We start from the raw sequence: 15,769 nt of genomic DNA on the forward strand, positions 1-15,769 counted from the left end.
CGATGTCGGATCGTCGCATCCTGGGGCTGTAGTAGGTCCCAAGGGTTGGGCTGTTCGCCCATTAAAGCGGTACGCGATCTGGGTTCAGAACGTCGTGAGACAGTTCGGTCCCTATCCGCCGTGGGCGTAGGAGATTTGAGGAGTGTCGACCCTAGTACGAGAGGACCGGGTTGAACGAACCGCTGGTGAACCGGTTGTCGTGCCAACGGCATAGCCGGGTAGCTACGTTCGGATCAGATAAACGCTGAAAGCATATAAGCGTGAAACTGACTCCAAGATGAGATCTCAATCTCGCAAGAGTGAAGGGTCGTGGGAGACTACCACGTTGATAGGCCGGAGGTGGAAGGCGAGCAATCGCTGGAGCTGACCGGTACTAATCGCCCGGACACTTATTAACAATATACGCCAAAAGAACGCATTGAGCGTTTGGCCATGGAAGTTCTTCTCTGTGCAGCTTTCGCACCGCGACTAGCCTCGAGCCTCGGCTCGGCGTCGCGGGGCGGATCAAGTTTCTGGCGATCATAGCGGCGGGGTTCCACCCGTTCCCATCCCGAACACGGCAGTTAAGCCCGCCAGCGCCGATGGTAGTCGGACCGCAGGGTCCCTCGAGAGTAGGACGTCGCCAGATTATCCGTCACGAACAGCCCGCCGATCGGCAACGATCGAGCGGGCTGTTCGCTTTTGCGGACCGCAGCGATGCGAGCGGCGCCTACTGTTGGAACTTCGTGCCGGCGTCGATCGGCGCGGAGCGCAGCGCGCCCTCTTCGAGGTTCCACTTGCGCAGCAGCCGGTCGTAGGTGCCGTCGCGCACGAGCGCGAGCAGCGCACCGCGGACGTCGTCGAGCAACGCGCGATTCGACTTCGCGACCGCTATGCCGAACGGCACGACGTCGAACGGGCGGCCGATCACCTCGTAGGCTTTGCCCTCACCGAGCGTGCGTGCCAAGTACGCGACCACCGGGTAGTCGGACAGGTGCGCGTCGGTCTTGCCGGCGGTGAACGCGGCGAGCGCCGCTTCGTCGGTCGGCGCGGTGACGAGCGCGATCGAGCCCAGGCCGATCTCGGCGCAGCGCGCGCTCTGCGCGCGGGCGGCCGTCTCGCCCGAGGTCCCGGCTTCGACGCTCACCCGGTGGCCGCACAGGCTGGCCAGATTCCACAAGTGCGCGGGGTTGCCGGCGCGCGTGAGGATCCCGGTACCGGAAAGGAAGTAGTCGACGAACGTGACCTGCGCTTCGCGCGTGCGGGTGTCGGAGAGCGCCGAGACGACCAAATCGAAGCGGCCGCGCTCGAGTCCCGGCAGCAGCGTCGAGAAGTCGTGGTTGGCGAAGTCGATGCGCTCGTGCAGACGCGCGCCCAGCGCTTGCGCGAGATCGTAGTCGAAGCCCTCGACCCGGCTGCTGCCGGCGGGGCGGAACTCGAGCGGGGCGTACGAGATGTCGGAGGCGACGCGCAGCGCGCCGGGCGGCGCGGCCACGACGACGGAGGTGAGGGCGAGCGTCGACGCCGCGGCGGCGACGACGGCGAGTAGGCGGCGGATCATCGAACGCTCACTACTCCACCGGCCCGGCGGCGGCCCGCCGAAACGAGCCACGTCCCGGCGGAGGGGGGGAGGACCGCTCCCCGCGAAGCCGACGGACGACATGCCCTCGTATTTTCTGATTCCGATTCTGCTCGTGATCTTGTCGGTCGGCATCGTCGCCCTGCTCTATTGGGGCGGCTTCGTCGAAGAGCGGCGCAACGGCCGCACCTAGATCGCCGTGACGGCGCCCACCGGGCGCCGCTTTCGTGCTCTCGGATACATGCGCCGTTCGATTGCGCCGCTCGCCCTCGCGCTGTGCGTGCTGCTGCCGCCGCCGGCGGTCTGGGCACGGCAACCCGTTCCCGCGCCGAGCGCATCGCCGGCGGTGACCGCCGCGCCCAGCGCGACGCCGGCGGCTCAGGTCGTCGCGGCCGACGCCGACGTCACCCTGCCCAACGGGATGCGGGTGATCGTCGTGGTCGATCGCTTGGCGCCGGTCGCGCTGACCGCGCTCGCGTACGGGGTCGGCTCGGCCGACGATACCGCGCCGGGGATCGCGCACGCGACGGAACACATGCTCTTTCGCGGTACGCAGGCGCTCAGCGCCCAGCAGCTGGCCGCGATCGAAGCGCGCATGGGCGCGGTCTACGACGCGTACACCGCCGAGCAGAGCACCGTCTATTGGTATCGCATCCCGGCCGCCTACGTGCCGGTCGCGCTCGCGATCGAGGCCGATCGCATGCGCGGCGCGCGCATCACCGAAGCCGACTGGTCGACCGAACGCGGCGCGATCGAGCAAGAGGTGCGCGCCTTCGAGGGCAACCCGATCGCCGGGCCGGCGCAAAAGCTGCGCGACGCGTTCTTCGCCGGCACGCCGTTCGCGCACACACCGATCGGGACGAAGCCGGCTTTCGACGCACTGCACGCCGACCAGATACGCGCTTTCTATCAGCGCTGGTACGTGCCGTCGAACGCGACCTTGATCGTCGCCGGCGACGTCGATCCGCACGACGTCGTGCGCCGGGCGCGGGCCGCGTTCGGCGCGATCGACGCGCCGCCCGTGCCGGCGCACGCCGCCTTCACCGTCCCGGATCTCGCCGTCGCGACGGTCAACGCGGACGTCGACTTTCCGCTGCCGCTGGCGGCGATCGGGTTTCGCTTTCCCGGTCGGCACGATCCGGACTACGCGGCGGCGCAGGTGCTCGCGGTCGCCTTGCAGTCCGCGCGCGGACCCTTCGGGACCCTCTCGACGAGCGGCAAGGTGCTGGCGGCGTTCCCGGTGGCAAGCGCGTTCCGCGAGCTCGGCGCGTTTGCCGTCTTCGCGATCCCGGCGCGCGGCGAGGGTGCGGCCCACGCGCTCTCGCTGGTGCAAGGGATCATCGACGCCTGTCGCGCCGGCGGCGTGCCGCCGGAACTGATCGAGGTTGCCAAAGCGCGGCTGTTGGCCGGCTTCGCGACGCGCGCCGCGTCGATCTCCGGGCTCGGGCTGAGCTGGCTCGACGCCGAGCAGGCCGGGACGACGCCGGCCGCGCTGGCGGCCGCCGTCGCGGCGGTGACGCCCGCCGACGTCGACGCCGCGCTGCGCAAGTACGTCGCACCGGGCCGCGCGGTGACGATGCAGCTGACGCCCAAACCGACCAAGAACGTCGCCGCGCCGGCATCCGGGCCGCTGACCGAACACGTCGGCGTCGAACCGGAAAGCGAACAGCGCCTGCCGGCCTGGGCGACCGCGGCGCTCGACGTTCCGCTCGTCCCCGCCACGTATCACGAGGAGGCGGCGGTGTTCGGGCGGCTCCCGAACGGCGTCCGCTATGCGATCCGCCGCGAGACGAGCGCGCCGGCCGTCATCGTCAAGGGCATCGTCCGAACCGCGCCGGCGCTCTACGAGCCGCGCGGCAAGGACGGCGTGCAGCAAGTCGTCGACACGCTGCTGGGCTGGGGCACGCAGACGTTGACGCTCGATCAATACCAACGCGCCTACGACGCGTTGGCGGCGAACTGGCACGTCGGGTTCAGCTTCTCGCTCGGCGTGCGCTCGGAAGACCTCGAGCGTGGCCTGGGACTCCTCGCCGACGGGTTGCTGCACCCCTCGTTCGCGCCGGACGCGTTCGTGGTCGCGAAGAGCACCCTCGCGCAGTCGGTCGCGGCAGCGGACGGCATGCCGAGCGCGCTGGCGGCGGACGCGGAACGGAAAGCGATGTACGGGCCGAGCGATCCGCGCCGGCGCGTCGCGACCGATGCGACCGTCGCCGCGATCACGCTCGATGACGTGCGGAAGTACTACCGGTTCGCGTGCCGGCCCGACGTCACCGCGATCGTCGTCGTTGGCGACGTCGATCCGAAGCGCGTTGCCGCGGCGTTGCGCGCGGCGTTCGGCGGCTGGCGTGCGAACGGACCGCCGCCCAGCTTCCGCTACCCCGTGCCCAAGGAGCGGCGCGCCACCTCGCTGACGGTGAAGTCGGCGACCGCGACGCAGTCGCAGGTGACGCTGCGCCAGACGATCCCGCTGCGCGTCGACGATCCCGACTACGTCCCGCTGCTGCTGGCCAACACGATCCTCTCGGGCGAAGGGATGGGGTCGCTCTTGATGCGCGAGCTGCGCACGCGCAAGGGCTACGTCTACGACGTGAGCTCGTCGCTGACGGTCGATCAGAGCGGCGGTACGTTCACGCTGAGCTACGCCAGCGATCCGAGGGACGCGCAAGCGGCGAACGCGTCCGCGCTGGCCGTGCTGCGCCGCCTGCGCGAGCATCCGCTGCCGCTCGACGACCTCCAGCGCGCGAAGGCGCTCTTGCTGGCGCAGCGGATCTTGCCGCTCGACAGTTTCGAAGGCGTCGCCGACGACATGCTGGCCGGCGCCGACGGCGGCTTGGACCAAGGGACGGCGTGGTACTGGCGCGCGCTGTTGCGCGTGACCCCGGCCCAGCTGCAGCACGCGATGCGCCGCATCGACCCGGACCGTTTCGTGCGGCTCACCGTGCAGCCCGGCTAAAGAAGAAGGGCGCCCGCGCGGGCGCCCTTCGGTGTTGCGTGCGGCTCGCGCCGTTTACGCGACGTGTGCCGGGGCGAGGTCGTGCTCTTCGAGGATCATGCCCGGCGAGATGATGTGCTTGTTGAGACCGAGCGTCGACGGATCGATCCCCAACGCCAGCCCGACCAGCTGCGGCAGGTGGAAGATCGGCAGATCGGTGCGGCCCCAGCGCGCGACCGAGTCGGCCTGGTAGCCGTCGAGCGCGAGGTGGCAGAGCGGGCACGGCGTGATCACCGCTTCCGCACCCTGGTCCTTGGCCATGCGCATGTTCTGGCCGACCATGTTGGCCGCGATGCCGTCCTTCTCGAGCTGGACGTGGAAACCGCAGCAGCGCGTCTTGCCCGCGTAGTCGACGGCTTCGCCGCCCAGCGCGACGATCAGGTCTTCGAGCGAGTGCGGGTTGCGCGCCGACTCCCAGCCGTTGACCGACTCGGGGCGGATGATGTGGCAGCCGTAGAACGGCGCGACCTTGAGGCCGTTGAGCGGGTTGACGACCATCTTCTTGAGCTCGTCCAGGCCGATATCGTCGATCAGCAGCCACAGCAGGTGCCGGACCGTGACCGAGCCGTCGTACTTCGCGCCGAACTTGCCCAGGATCGCGTTGGCCTGACCCATGCGGCCTTCGTCCTCGAGCAGCTCCTTGTTGGCCGCGCGCATGTGGCCGGTGCAGGTCGAGCAGATCGTGATCACGTCGTCCAGGCCGAGCGCTTCGGCCTGCGCGTACGTGCGCGCGTTGAGGACGCGCGCGATGTCGCGGTTGGTGTCGTTGAGCACCGAGGCGCCGCAGCACGAAGCGGCGGTCAGCTCGACGAGCTCGATGCCCAGCCGGTCGGCCAGGAGCATGGTCGAGTTGAACAGCTCCTTGCACGACTCTTTGGCGACGCAGCCCGGGAAGAACCCGTACTTGCGCATCTGGGCGGACTTCGATTTGCCGCGAATCTGCGGCTTCTCCATCACTGCAGTCATGTCAGAGCGTCGGGGCCTCCAGGGTGTCGAAAATGGTCCGGATCTCGTCGACCTTCGGAACGGGCTTGAGGAACAGCGGCGGCATCTTGCCCGCCAACGCGAGCCGCATCCCGAACGGCGCGGTCTTGAACAAGCCGACGATATTGAAGCGACCGACGGTGCCTTGGATGACCTCGGTCTCGTGCAGCATGCCGGTCTGTTTGACCGTCTTCGCGACCACCAGCGCGTGGCGGGGGCCGGGCGCGTCGGTCAGGCCTTCCTCGATCGTCGCGCGCTTGACGGCGATGATGTCGTCGTGCGGGTCGACGTGCTTGGGACAGTACGAGCACGCGTAGCAGTGCGCGCACAGCCACAAGTAGTCGTCGCTGATCTGCGCCGCGCGCTCCTTGCGCTTGGAGTCACGGACGTCTTCGATGAAGCGGTACGCGTACGCGATCGCGGCGGGGCCGGCGAACGACGGGTCGACCGAGACGACCGGGCAGAGCGCGTAGCAGGTCGCGCACATCACGCAGTTCGCGACGGCGACCAGCTTGTGCATGTCTTCCGGCGAGACGCGGCGCTCGCGCTCGTGGTCCTCGTCGCGATCGGCCGGCTGCAAGTACGGCTTGAGGCGCGTGTACTTGTCCCAGAACGGATCCATGTGGACCACCAGGTCCTTCATGGGCTGGAAGTTCGGCATCGGATCGACTTGGACGCTGCGGTCGGCCTTGAGCACCGACTTGACCGGCGTCTTGCACGCCAGGCCGGTCGTGCCGTTGATGTTCATCGAGCACGAGCCGCAGATCGCCGACCGGCACGAGCGCCGGAAGGAGATCGAGCCGTCGATCTCCGCCTTGGCGTGCTCGAGGGCGTCGAGCACGGTCACCGTGTCGGGCAGATCGGTGATCTCGACCCGGTCGCGGTGCGGAACCTCGTCGGTCGCCTGGTCGTACCGGAAAATGTCTAAGGTATAGGCCATGATCTAATAGCTCCGGACCGCGGGCTGCCACTTGGTGATCGTCACCTTGCGGCCGTAGTCGGGCTCGGGGTCGGTGGTAGCTCCCTTGTACCGCATGAGCGTGTGGACCATCCACTTTTCGTCGTCGCGGTCGGGAAAGTCGGTGCGCGCCTGCGCGCCGCGCGACTCTTGGCGGTTGAGCGCGCCGAGCATGATCGGCTGCGCGATGTCGGCCAAGAACTCGGTCTCCAGCAGGTTGACCAAGTCCGTGTTGAACGTCTTGGACTTGTCCTGAACGGTCATCGTCGTCGCCGCTTGGCGCGCGGCGCGCAGCCCGTCCATGCCGGCCTTCAGGTCCGCTTCGTTGCGGAAGATGAAGGCGTGCTCGCTCATCGCCTCGTTGACGGCCTGGCGCACGTGGCTGTGGCGTTCGCCGCCGCTGCGCGCGAGGATGCCGGCGATGCGGTCCTTTTCGCTCGCGAGGGTCTTCTCGCCGGGCTTGACCGCGGGGACGTTCTTGATGTAGTCGATCGCGTGCTGCGCGGAGCGCGCACCGAAGACGATCGTCTCGAGCAGCGAGTTGCCGCCCAGGCGGTTGGCGCCGTGCACGGAGACGCAGGCGCACTCGCCGGCGGCGTAGACGCCCGGAATGCGGGTCGCGCCGAACTTGTCGGTCTCGATCCCGCCCATCGCGTAGTGCATGCCGGGGAGGATCGGGATCGGCGTGTCGATCGCGTCCTTGCCGGTCGCGTCCAGCGCCAGCTCGCGGATCTGCGGCAGCCGCTCGAGGATCTTCTCGCGGCCCAGGTGACGCAGGTCGAGCAGCACGCAGCCGTCGATGCCGCGGCCTTCGAGGATCTCGGTCCACTCGGCACGGCTGACGACGTCGCGCGAGGCCAGCTCGCCCTTGTTCGGGGCGTATTTGAACATGAACCGCTCGCCCTCGGAGTTGAGCAGGTACGCACCCTCACCGCGCGCCGCTTCCGAGAGCAGCACGCCGTTCTCTTTGAGCGAGGTGGGGTGGAACTGGACGAACTCCATGTCCATCAGCGGGATGCCGGCGCGATACGCGATCGCCATCCCGTCGCCGGTCGACGCGTAGCCGTTGGTCGTCTTGCGGTAGACGCGGCCCAGGCCCCCGGTCGCGAAGATGGTCGCCTTGGCGGTCACCAGCTCGAGCTCGCCCGAGCGCATGTTGTAGGCGACGACGCCGGTGCCGATCCCGTCCTCGACCGCCAGGGCGGTCGCGAAGTACTCCTCGTACACCTTGACGCCGAAGCGCTCCAGCTGCTCCCACAGCGTGTGCAGGATGACCAGACCGGTGACGTCGGCCGAGTAGCAGGTGCGGGGCGAGCCGGCGCCGCCGAAGGGGCGCTGCGCGATGCGGCCGTCGGGCATGCGCGAGAAGATGCAGCCGCGGTGCTCGAGCCAGATGATCTGGCGCGGTGCGTCGTCGGCCATGGCCTCGATCGCGTCCTGGTCGCCCAGGTAGTCCGACCCCTTCGCGCAGTCGAAGGCGTGGTTCTCCGGCGAGTCGTCCTCACGGTTGCCCAGGGCGGCGTTGATGCCGCCTTGGGCCGCGCCGGAATGGCTGCGGACCGGGTGCATCTTGGAGACGATCGCGACGTCGGCCCCGCGCTCCGCAGCCTCGACGGCCGCGCGCATGCCTGCCAGACCCCCGCCGATCACGACGATGTCGTGCTTGATCACGTGTGTGTTTGCGCCCCTCGCATGTGGGTTGTGCTTCGAACCTACTTTATACGGAAACCGATTTCCCGACGCACCACCTTCGTCGCACGGTCGGTTCCCCATTTTAACGGCACGTAGTTAAACGGCGCTCCGTCCCGGACTCCGCGCCCCCCACCGCTTCGCGGCGGGTCCCCCCCGACGCCCGAGCCCGGGGGCGTGAGGGTGGGGCGGGATTCCCCGAGGGGGCTCGGATTGGACGTTACCTTAGGCGGGTTCGGGGGCGAAGCGGAAGCGGTTCTTGCCGGCCAGCTTGGCCTCGTAGAGCGCCCGGTCGGCGGCGGCGAACAGGGTGGTGGCGTCGGCGCCGTGGCGCGGGAAGAGCGCGATCCCGGCCGAGCAGTGCAGCTCGGAGCGGTCCATGGCGGCGTAGATGCGGCGCAGGATGGCCTCGGTCGCGATCCGGTCGGTCTGGGCCATGACCAGCACGAACTCGTCGCCGGCGTAGCGGGCCACGATGTCCCCGCGCCGGGCGTTGGCCCGCAGGATCTCGGCGAACGAGCGCAAGGCCTCGTCGCCGGCATGGTGGCCGAGCCCGTCGTTGATCTTCTTGAGGTCGTCCAGGTCGAGAACCAGGAAGGCCAGCGGCGCACCGTAGCGCTCGGCGTTGTGGAGCTCGCGCTCCATCAGCTCGTTGAGGGCGCGCCGGTTGGCCAGGCCCGTCAGCGGGTCGGTCGAGGCCAGCCGTTGGGTCTCCTCGAGGAGCCGCTTCGTCTCGCTGTAGAGGCGGGCGTTCTCCATCGCGATGGCCGCCTGGGCGGCGAAATCCCACAGCAGCTGGACGTTGGTCTCGCTGATCGCCGAGTCCGGCGGACGGTCGACGTAGAGGATGCCGCGGACGGTGTTGCGGCTGATCAGCGGGACCATGCAGTAGATCCCCTCGGCGTCGTCGAGCGGGCTGTCGTCCTCCTCGGCCGCGCCCTCCTTGAGCTCCAGCGTGCCGGCGACCATCGAGGCGAAGGCCGGCGTCCGGCGCAGGGCGTCGGGGTCGGGGCTGTGGACGACCGTGCCGCCGGGGTCGGTCTCCAGCCGCCGGCTGGGGACGCCGTCGCGTACCTCGAACAGAACCACCCGGCCGAAGTGGAGCGCCTCGTGGACGCCGCGCAACACCATCGCGAGGATGTCGTCGATCTCCAACGTGGAGTTCATGCTCGAGAAGACCTGCTGCAAGACGAAGAGCCCAGAGTTCTGCTGGGCGAATTCGTCGCGCTCGAGCTCGAGCGAGGAAACACGACGACGGAGCAGCGCGATCTCCTCGCGGAGCGCGATCAGCTCTTCGGTCGCCATGTCCAGCGGTAAGACGGGGACGGGAACTTCCACGTACGGTCCGGGGTTGACGCTCGCAGGGTACCGCTACCGTTCTCAGGTATCAGGTGGGTTTCCCGCGCCCGGCCGTCGGTCAAGGTAAGCTTTTCGTTGAGTTCGTTCGTCCATCTGCACGTGCACAGCGAGTATTCGTTGCTCGACGGCGCTTGCCGCGTCGACCAGCTGTGTCGGCGCACGGCCGAGGACGGTGCTCCGGGCATCGCGCTGACCGACCACGGCGTGATGTTCGGCGCGGTCGAGTTCCACGACACGGCCAAGAAGAAGTACGGTCTCACGCCGATCATCGGCTGCGAGGCCTACATCGCGCCGCGCGGCCGTTTCGACCGTACGGTACGGGACGAAGCGCACATCACGCTGCTGGCCGCAAGTGACGTCGGTTACAAAAATCTCACCACGCTGATCTCGAAAGGCTTCCTCGAGGGGTACTATTACAAGCCGCGGATCGACATGGAGTTGCTCGAGAAGCACAACGAGGGGCTCATCGTCCTCTCCGGCTGCATGTCCTCGCTGGTCTCAGCGCCGCTGCTCAAGAACGACTACGAGACGGCCAAGAAGAACGCCAAGATGTTCGCCGACATCTTCGGCGACCGGTTCTACGTCGAGATCATGCGGCACGGGATGCCCGAGGAGGACGCGATCAACGCCGGCCTGATCAAGCTGGCGAGAGAGGCGAGCTACCCGCTCGTCGCGACCAACGACTCCCATTACCTGGCGCGCGAGGACGCGCAGGCGCACGACGTGCTGCTGTGCATCGGCACCGGCAAGACCGTCGCCGACACCAGCCGGATGAAGTTCTTCTCGGACCAGTTCTACGTCAAGAGCGCCGAGGAGATGCGCGAGCTGTTCGCCGACGTCCCCGATGCGTGCGACAACACGCTCGAGATCGTCAAGCGCATCGACATCACCATCCCCGAGAAGGTCTTCTATCTGCCGGACTACCCCGTGCCGAGAAGCGCGGCGGAGGACGTGGCCGGCGTGCTCGCGCAGGCGGCGCCGGGCACGCTGCCCTCGGACGTCGACGCGGCGCGCGAAGTCGGCATGAGCGCGGAAGACTATCTGCGCCTGGTCTGCGAGCAGGGCATGATCGCGCGCTACGGCGAGCGCGCGAGGACCGACGCCGCGCTGCGCGAGCGGTTCGAGTACGAGCTCGGCATCATCAACACGATGGGCTTCGCGTCGTACTTCCTCATCGTGTGGGACTTCATCAAGTACGCGCGCGATCAGGACATCCCGGTCGGTCCGGGCCGCGGCTCGGCGGTCGGTTCGGTCGTGTCCTACGCGCTGGGGATCACCGATCTCGACCCGATCAAGTTCGGGTTGATCTTCGAGCGCTTCCTCAACCCCGAGCGCATCTCGATGCCGGATATCGACACGGACTTCTGCGTGGAACGCCGCGACGAAGTCATCAAGTACGTCATCGAGAAGTACGGCAAGGACCGCGTCGCGCAGATCGTCACCTTCGGGACGATGGCGGCGCGGGCCGCCATCCGCGACGCGGGCCGCGCGCTGGGCGTGCCGCTGCCGGACGTCGACCGGGTCGCGAAGCTCGTGCCCTCGGGGCCGAACGGCCTGACCATCCCGGCCGCCCTGGAGCAGATCCCGGAGCTGGGCGCGCTCTACCGCCAGGATCCGCAGATTCGCAAGCTGCTCGACACGGCGACGTCGATCGAGGGGCTGGCCCGCAACGCCTCGACCCATGCCGCCGGCGTCGTCATCTCGAAGAACCCGCTGACGGATCACGTCCCGCTGGTGAAGATCGGCGAGGACGGCGTGAACACGCAGTACGAGATGTCGATGGTCGAGCGCATCGGCTTGCTCAAGATGGACTTCTTGGGCCTGCGCAACCTGACCGTGATGAAGGCGGCCGCCGACGAGATTCGCCGCACGGTCAATCCGCAGTTCGACCTCGCGACGATTCCCGACGACGACCAGCGGACGTACCAGATGCTCGGCCGCGGCGAGACGCTGGGCGTCTTCCAAATGGAATCCGAGGGCATGATCCGGGTCTGCGTCGACCTCAAGCCCTCGCGTCTGGAAGACATCATCGCGCTCGTCGCGCTGTACCGTCCGGGACCGATGGAGTGGATCCCGGACTACATCGCGGGCAAGCACGGCCGCGTCCAAGCCAAGTACCTGCACCCGAAATTGGAAGCGATTCTGGCGGACACGTACTCCGTGTGTCTGTACCAGGAGCAGGTGATGCAGATCGCGCGCGACTTGGCGGGCTTCTCGATGGGGCAGGCCGACGAGCTGCGCAAGGTGGTCGGGAAGAAACAGAAGGACAAGATCCCGTACTACAAAGAGAAGTTCGTCGCCGGCTGCGCCGAGAACGACGTCGAGGGCGAGCTCGCCGAGAAGATCTTCGCGTTCATCGAGCCGTTCGCGGGCTACGGGTTCAACAAGGCGCACGCGACGGCGTACGGGTGGATCGCCTATCAGACGGCGTACCTGAAAGCCAACTACCCGCTGCAGTACTTTGCGGCGTTGATGTCCTCGGTGCGCGACAAGACCGACAAGCTGGTCGAGTACATCGAAGAGGCGAAGAAGCTCGGCATCCCGGTGCTCCCGCCGGACGTCAACGCCTCGCTGGTCGACTTCGCGGTCGTCGGCGAGTCGATCCGCTTCGGCTTGGCGGCCGTCAAGGGCGTCGGCGAGGGTGCGGTGCTGGCGATCCTCGCCGCGCGCGAACAGGGCGGCGCCTTCGCCGACCTCTTCGATCTGGTGCAACGGGTCGACGTGCGGGCGGCGAACCGCAAAGTCTACGAAGCGCTGATCAAGTGCGGCGCGCTCGACCAGCTGCCGGGCAACCGCGCGCAACTGCTCGACGCGCTCGACGCGGCGATGGACGCCGCCTCGCGTGAGGCGCGCGACCGCGAGCTGGGCCAGGCCTCGCTGTTCGGGATGATCGAGGAGCCGCACCCGGCCCTCAAGCCCTCGCTGCGCCCGCTGCCGGCGCCCTCGACGATGGAGGCGCTGGGCTGGGAGAAGGAGACGCTGGGCATCTTCGTCTCCGGGCACCCGCTGGCCGACGTCACCGAGGCGCTGGCGCGCACCGGCGCGATTCCGGTGCGCGAGCTGCGCAACCTCGAGGACGACGCGCCGGTGAAGATCGCCGGCCTGGTCACCGCGGTGCGCCGCACGCTGACCAAGGCGCAGATGCAGATGCTGATCGCGACGGTCGAGGACACGACCGGGGCCGTCGAGTGCGTCGTCTTCCCCAAGCAGTACGGCGATCTGCAGGCGAAGTTCGAGGAAGACCGCATCGTCGTCATCACCGGCCGGCTGCGCTTGCGCGAGCGGCGCGGCGGTGCGACGCCGGGTGAGGAAGCACCGGTCGACCTCAACGTCTCGGTCAACGACGTGCAGCTGTTCGATCGCAACGCCGTGCGCGCGGCCGCGCCGCCGGAAGGCTGGCACGTGACGATCAACTCGCGCGATCAGATCGACGATCTGGCGACGCTGCTCTCGGAGTGGAGCGGGACGACGCCGCTGGTGCTGCACATCAACGGCTCGACGGTGCAACGGCAGGTCGCCGGCGACCGCCGGGTCGCGCAACGCCTGGCCGCCATCGTCGGCGGCGCGAACGTTCGCGAAGGGCCGCCGTGAGGCTGCCGGCCGGGGTTCGCGACTGGTTGCCGCACGAGCTGGCGCGCAAGCGCGAGGTCGAGTGGCAGATGCGCGCGGTCTTCGGCCGCTGGGCGTACGAAGAGGTCCAGACGCCGATGATCGAGCGCTACGACGTGCTCGAGCGCGGACTGGGCGAGGAGACGGCCGAGCTGCTGTTCCAGTTCAACGACCGGCGCTCGACCGCGCTGGCGCTGCGCCCGGAGATGACGACGCCGATCGCGCGGCTGGTCTCGACCCGCATGCGCGAGCAGCCCTTGCCGTTGCGGCTGGCCTACGTCGCGCCGGTGTTCCGCTATTACGAGCAGCCGCAAGAAGGCCGGATGCGCGAGCTGACGCAGGCCGGTGCCGAGCTGATCGGCGCGGCCGGCGTCGACGCCGACGCCGAGACGCTGTTCATGGCCATCGAGGCGATGGACGAGATCGGCCTGCGCGACGCGCGCTTCGACATCAACGACGCGCGCGTCATCGACGGGCTGCTGGACGGCGTCGGGCTCGACGGTGCGGCGGCACACCAGGCGAAACAGGCTCTGCGGCGGCGCAATCTGGTGGCGTTGGCGGGGTTCGAGCGGCCGGCGCTGCTCGAGTTCGGGCTGCGCCGCGGCGGGCGCGAGACGATCGACGCCGCGCGCGCCGTCTGTCGAACCGCCGAGTCGCTGGCCGCGCTCGACGATCTCGCGACGTTGCTGCAGCGCGCCGAGCTGCTCGGCTACGCCGGCCGCGTCCACGTCGACTTCTCGCTCTTGCGCGACCTCGAGTACTACACCGGACTGCAGTTCGAAGGTTACGTCGAGGAGATCGGCTTCGCGCTGTGCGGCGGCGGCCGCTACGACTCGCTCTTGCCCAAGCTCGGCTTCGAGGTTCCGGCCGTCGGCTGGACGGCCGGCGTCGAGCGGCTGCTGATCGCGCTGGAACGGCGCGGCAAGCACGTGGCGCGCCGCCGCCATCGCATCGACGTGCTGGTGGCCGGATCCGACGTGGTCGCGGCGCGCGAGCGCGACGCCGGCAACGTCGTGCGCTACGCCGGCTCGCAGCTCAGCGACGCCGAGCTGGTGGAGGAGGCGCGCGCGTACGGTATCCCGCGCGTGCTGATCGCGCGCAACGGCAACGTGCGCGAGGTGCGCGTCGGCCCGCGCACCGACGAGCTGCCGCTGCCGCGCACCCCCTCGAACTGGGACGCGCGCTGATGCTCGCCGTCGAGCCGCTGACGATCGCCGTCCCCAAAGGCGCGCTCTACCCCGACGCGGCCGCGCGCTTGCGCGCCGCCGGCATCGACGTCCCCGACGACGTCGGGCGCAAGCTGACGATCACGACCTCGGACGGTACGACGCTGCTCTTGCTGCGGCCGAGCGACGTCCCCGCCTACGTCGAGTTCGGCTCGGCCGACTGCGGCATCGTCGGCAAGGACGTGCTCTGGGAGACCGACCGCAACGTCGCCGAGCTCGCCGATCTGGGCTTCGGCTACTGCCGGCTCGTCGTCGCCGGGCGCCGCATCGACCGCTATCACGAAGGCGCGCCGCTGCCGACGTTTCTGCGCGTCGCGACGAAGTTCACCCGTTCCGCCGAAACGTTCTTCGCCGAGCGCGATCTGCCGGTCGAGCTGATCCCGCTGCACGGCTCGGTCGAGCTGAGCCCGCTGGTCGGCCTGGCGGATTTGATCGTCGACCTGGTCGCGACCGGCACGACGCTGCGCGAGCACGACTTGGTGATCGTCGAGCAGATCGCGGAGAGCACGGCGCGCTTCGTCGTCAACCCGGTCCGTTTCCGCACCAAGTACGCCGCCATCACGACCCTGCTCGGACGGCTCTCGGCGATCCCGGCGTGAGCGACGTCGTCGCCTTCGGCCCGCATGTGCGGCTGGAGCGCGACGGCGCGGTCGCGACGATCGTGCTCGACCGGCCGGAACGGCGCAACGCCGTCGACCGTCCCGTCGCGGACGCGCTGCGCGCCGCCTTCGAGACGTTCGAGGCCGACCCGGCGCTGCGCGTCGCGGTCCTGTGGGGCGCGGGCGGAACGTTTTGCGCCGGAGCCGACTTGACCGCGATGGACGATCCCGCACGGCGCAACGCGGTCGAGCCGGACGGCGCGGGACCGGGGCCGATGGGGCCGACGCGCATGGTCTTCGCCAAACCCGTCATCGCGGCCGTCGCCGGCTACGCGGTCGCCGGCGGTCTCGAGCTGGCGCTGATGTGCGATCTGCGCGTCGTCGAGGACGACGCGACCTTCGGCGTGTTCTGCCGCCGCTGGGGCGTGCCGCTGATCGACGGCGGCACCGTCCGATTGCCGCGCCTGATCGGTCAGAGCCGCGCGCTCGACATGATCCTGACCGGGCGCTCCGTCGGCGCGGCCGAGGCGCTGCAGTTCGGCCTGGCCAACCGGGTCGTGCCGACCGGCGCCGCGCGCGCCCACGCCGAAACGCTGGCGCGCGAGCTGGCCGCGCTGCCGCAGTCGTGCATGCTGACCGACCGGCGCTCCGCCTACGCGGGCTGGGACCTCGCGACGGACGCCGCCTTGCGTGCCGAGGGACGCAGCGGTTACCCGGTCGTGTTCGCCGAAGGAATCGGCGGCGCGGCGCGCTTTGCGGGGGGCGCAGGCCGGCACGGCCGCCCCGAGGAGTGAC

General features: G+C 69.0%; 10 protein-coding genes and 2 rRNA genes. 7 read left to right on the forward strand and 5 right to left on the reverse strand.

Going from position 1 to position 15,769, the window contains the following annotated elements; all coding sequences use genetic code 11:
- Positions 1 to 397, forward strand: a 23S ribosomal RNA gene (locus VMD91_00060); the annotation flags it as partial.
- Between the two features lie 114 nt (positions 398 to 511).
- Positions 512 to 628, forward strand: a 5S ribosomal RNA gene (gene rrf, locus VMD91_00065).
- A gap of 81 nt (positions 629 to 709) precedes the next feature.
- Here rrf and VMD91_00070 read toward each other — a convergent pair.
- On the reverse strand, positions 710 to 1,540 hold the full coding sequence (locus tag VMD91_00070; GenBank protein ID HTW82444.1) for an ABC transporter substrate-binding protein: 831 nt from the start codon (positions 1,538 to 1,540) through the stop codon (positions 710 to 712).
- Positions 1,541 to 1,799: 259 nt separating this feature from the next.
- On the opposite strand from VMD91_00070, the gene VMD91_00075 reads away from it, so the two are divergent.
- Positions 1,800 to 4,511, forward strand: a complete 2,712-nt coding sequence (locus VMD91_00075; protein ID HTW82445.1) for a pitrilysin family protein — start codon at positions 1,800 to 1,802, stop codon at positions 4,509 to 4,511.
- Between the two features lie 54 nt (positions 4,512 to 4,565).
- Here the strand turns inward: VMD91_00075 and VMD91_00080 are convergent, their stop codons facing one another.
- The 4 genes from VMD91_00080 to VMD91_00095 form a co-directional block, all read right to left on the reverse strand.
- Positions 4,566 to 5,516, reverse strand: coding sequence for a CoB--CoM heterodisulfide reductase iron-sulfur subunit B family protein (locus VMD91_00080; GenBank protein HTW82446.1), 951 nt, complete (start codon positions 5,514 to 5,516; stop codon positions 4,566 to 4,568).
- Position 5,517: 1 nt separating this feature from the next.
- A complete protein-coding gene (locus VMD91_00085) occupies positions 5,518 to 6,474 on the reverse strand; it encodes a succinate dehydrogenase/fumarate reductase iron-sulfur subunit (GenBank protein HTW82447.1) in 957 nt (318 codons plus the stop codon).
- Positions 6,475 to 6,477: 3 nt separating this feature from the next.
- Positions 6,478 to 8,163, reverse strand: a complete 1,686-nt coding sequence (locus tag VMD91_00090; protein ID HTW82448.1) for an FAD-dependent oxidoreductase — start codon at positions 8,161 to 8,163, stop codon at positions 6,478 to 6,480.
- Between the two features lie 243 nt (positions 8,164 to 8,406).
- Entirely contained in the window at positions 8,407 to 9,519 is a 1,113-nt protein-coding gene (locus VMD91_00095) for a GGDEF domain-containing protein (GenBank protein HTW82449.1), read from the reverse strand.
- Between the two features lie 96 nt (positions 9,520 to 9,615).
- Here VMD91_00095 and VMD91_00100 point away from each other — a divergent pair, with 96 nt between their 5' ends.
- Genes VMD91_00100 through VMD91_00115 form a run of 4 tightly spaced genes read left to right on the forward strand, consistent with a single transcriptional unit; the run spans position 9,616 to position 15,768 of the window.
- Positions 9,616 to 13,131 carry a DNA polymerase III subunit alpha gene (locus tag VMD91_00100; GenBank protein ID HTW82450.1) on the forward strand — a complete coding sequence of 1,172 codons (3,516 nt, stop codon included), beginning with the start codon at positions 9,616 to 9,618 and terminating at the stop codon, positions 13,129 to 13,131.
- Positions 13,128 to 14,336, forward strand: coding sequence for an ATP phosphoribosyltransferase regulatory subunit (gene hisZ, locus VMD91_00105; GenBank protein ID HTW82451.1), 1,209 nt, complete (start codon positions 13,128 to 13,130; stop codon positions 14,334 to 14,336). The genes VMD91_00100 and hisZ overlap by 4 nt, the downstream gene beginning before the upstream one ends.
- The gene (hisG, locus tag VMD91_00110) at positions 14,336 to 14,974 is read left to right on the forward strand and encodes an ATP phosphoribosyltransferase (GenBank protein HTW82452.1); all 639 of its coding nucleotides are present in this window, start codon (positions 14,336 to 14,338) and stop codon (positions 14,972 to 14,974) included. Before hisZ ends, hisG begins: the two co-directional genes overlap by 1 nt.
- Positions 14,971 to 15,768, forward strand: coding sequence for a crotonase/enoyl-CoA hydratase family protein (locus VMD91_00115; protein HTW82453.1), 798 nt, complete (start codon positions 14,971 to 14,973; stop codon positions 15,766 to 15,768). The genes hisG and VMD91_00115 overlap by 4 nt, the downstream gene beginning before the upstream one ends.
- The last annotated feature ends 1 nt before the right edge of the window (position 15,769 follow it).

Origin of the sequence: Candidatus Sulfotelmatobacter sp. (assembly GCA_035504415.1) — a bacterium.
Taxonomy (GTDB): domain Bacteria; phylum Vulcanimicrobiota; class Vulcanimicrobiia; order Vulcanimicrobiales; family Vulcanimicrobiaceae; genus Vulcanimicrobium.

Coding starts and splice junctions, on each gene's coding strand:
- VMD91_00070 (HTW82444.1), bottom strand. CDS start 1,540: ATGATCCGCCGCCTACTCGCCGTCGTCGCCGCCGCGGCGTCGACGCTC.
- VMD91_00075 (HTW82445.1), top strand. CDS start 1,800: ATGCGCCGTTCGATTGCGCCGCTCGCCCTCGCGCTGTGCGTGCTGCTG.
- VMD91_00080 (HTW82446.1), bottom strand. CDS start 5,516: ATGACTGCAGTGATGGAGAAGCCGCAGATTCGCGGCAAATCGAAGTCC.
- VMD91_00085 (HTW82447.1), bottom strand. CDS start 6,474: ATGGCCTATACCTTAGACATTTTCCGGTACGACCAGGCGACCGACGAG.
- hisG (HTW82452.1), top strand. CDS start 14,336: ATGCTCGCCGTCGAGCCGCTGACGATCGCCGTCCCCAAAGGCGCGCTC.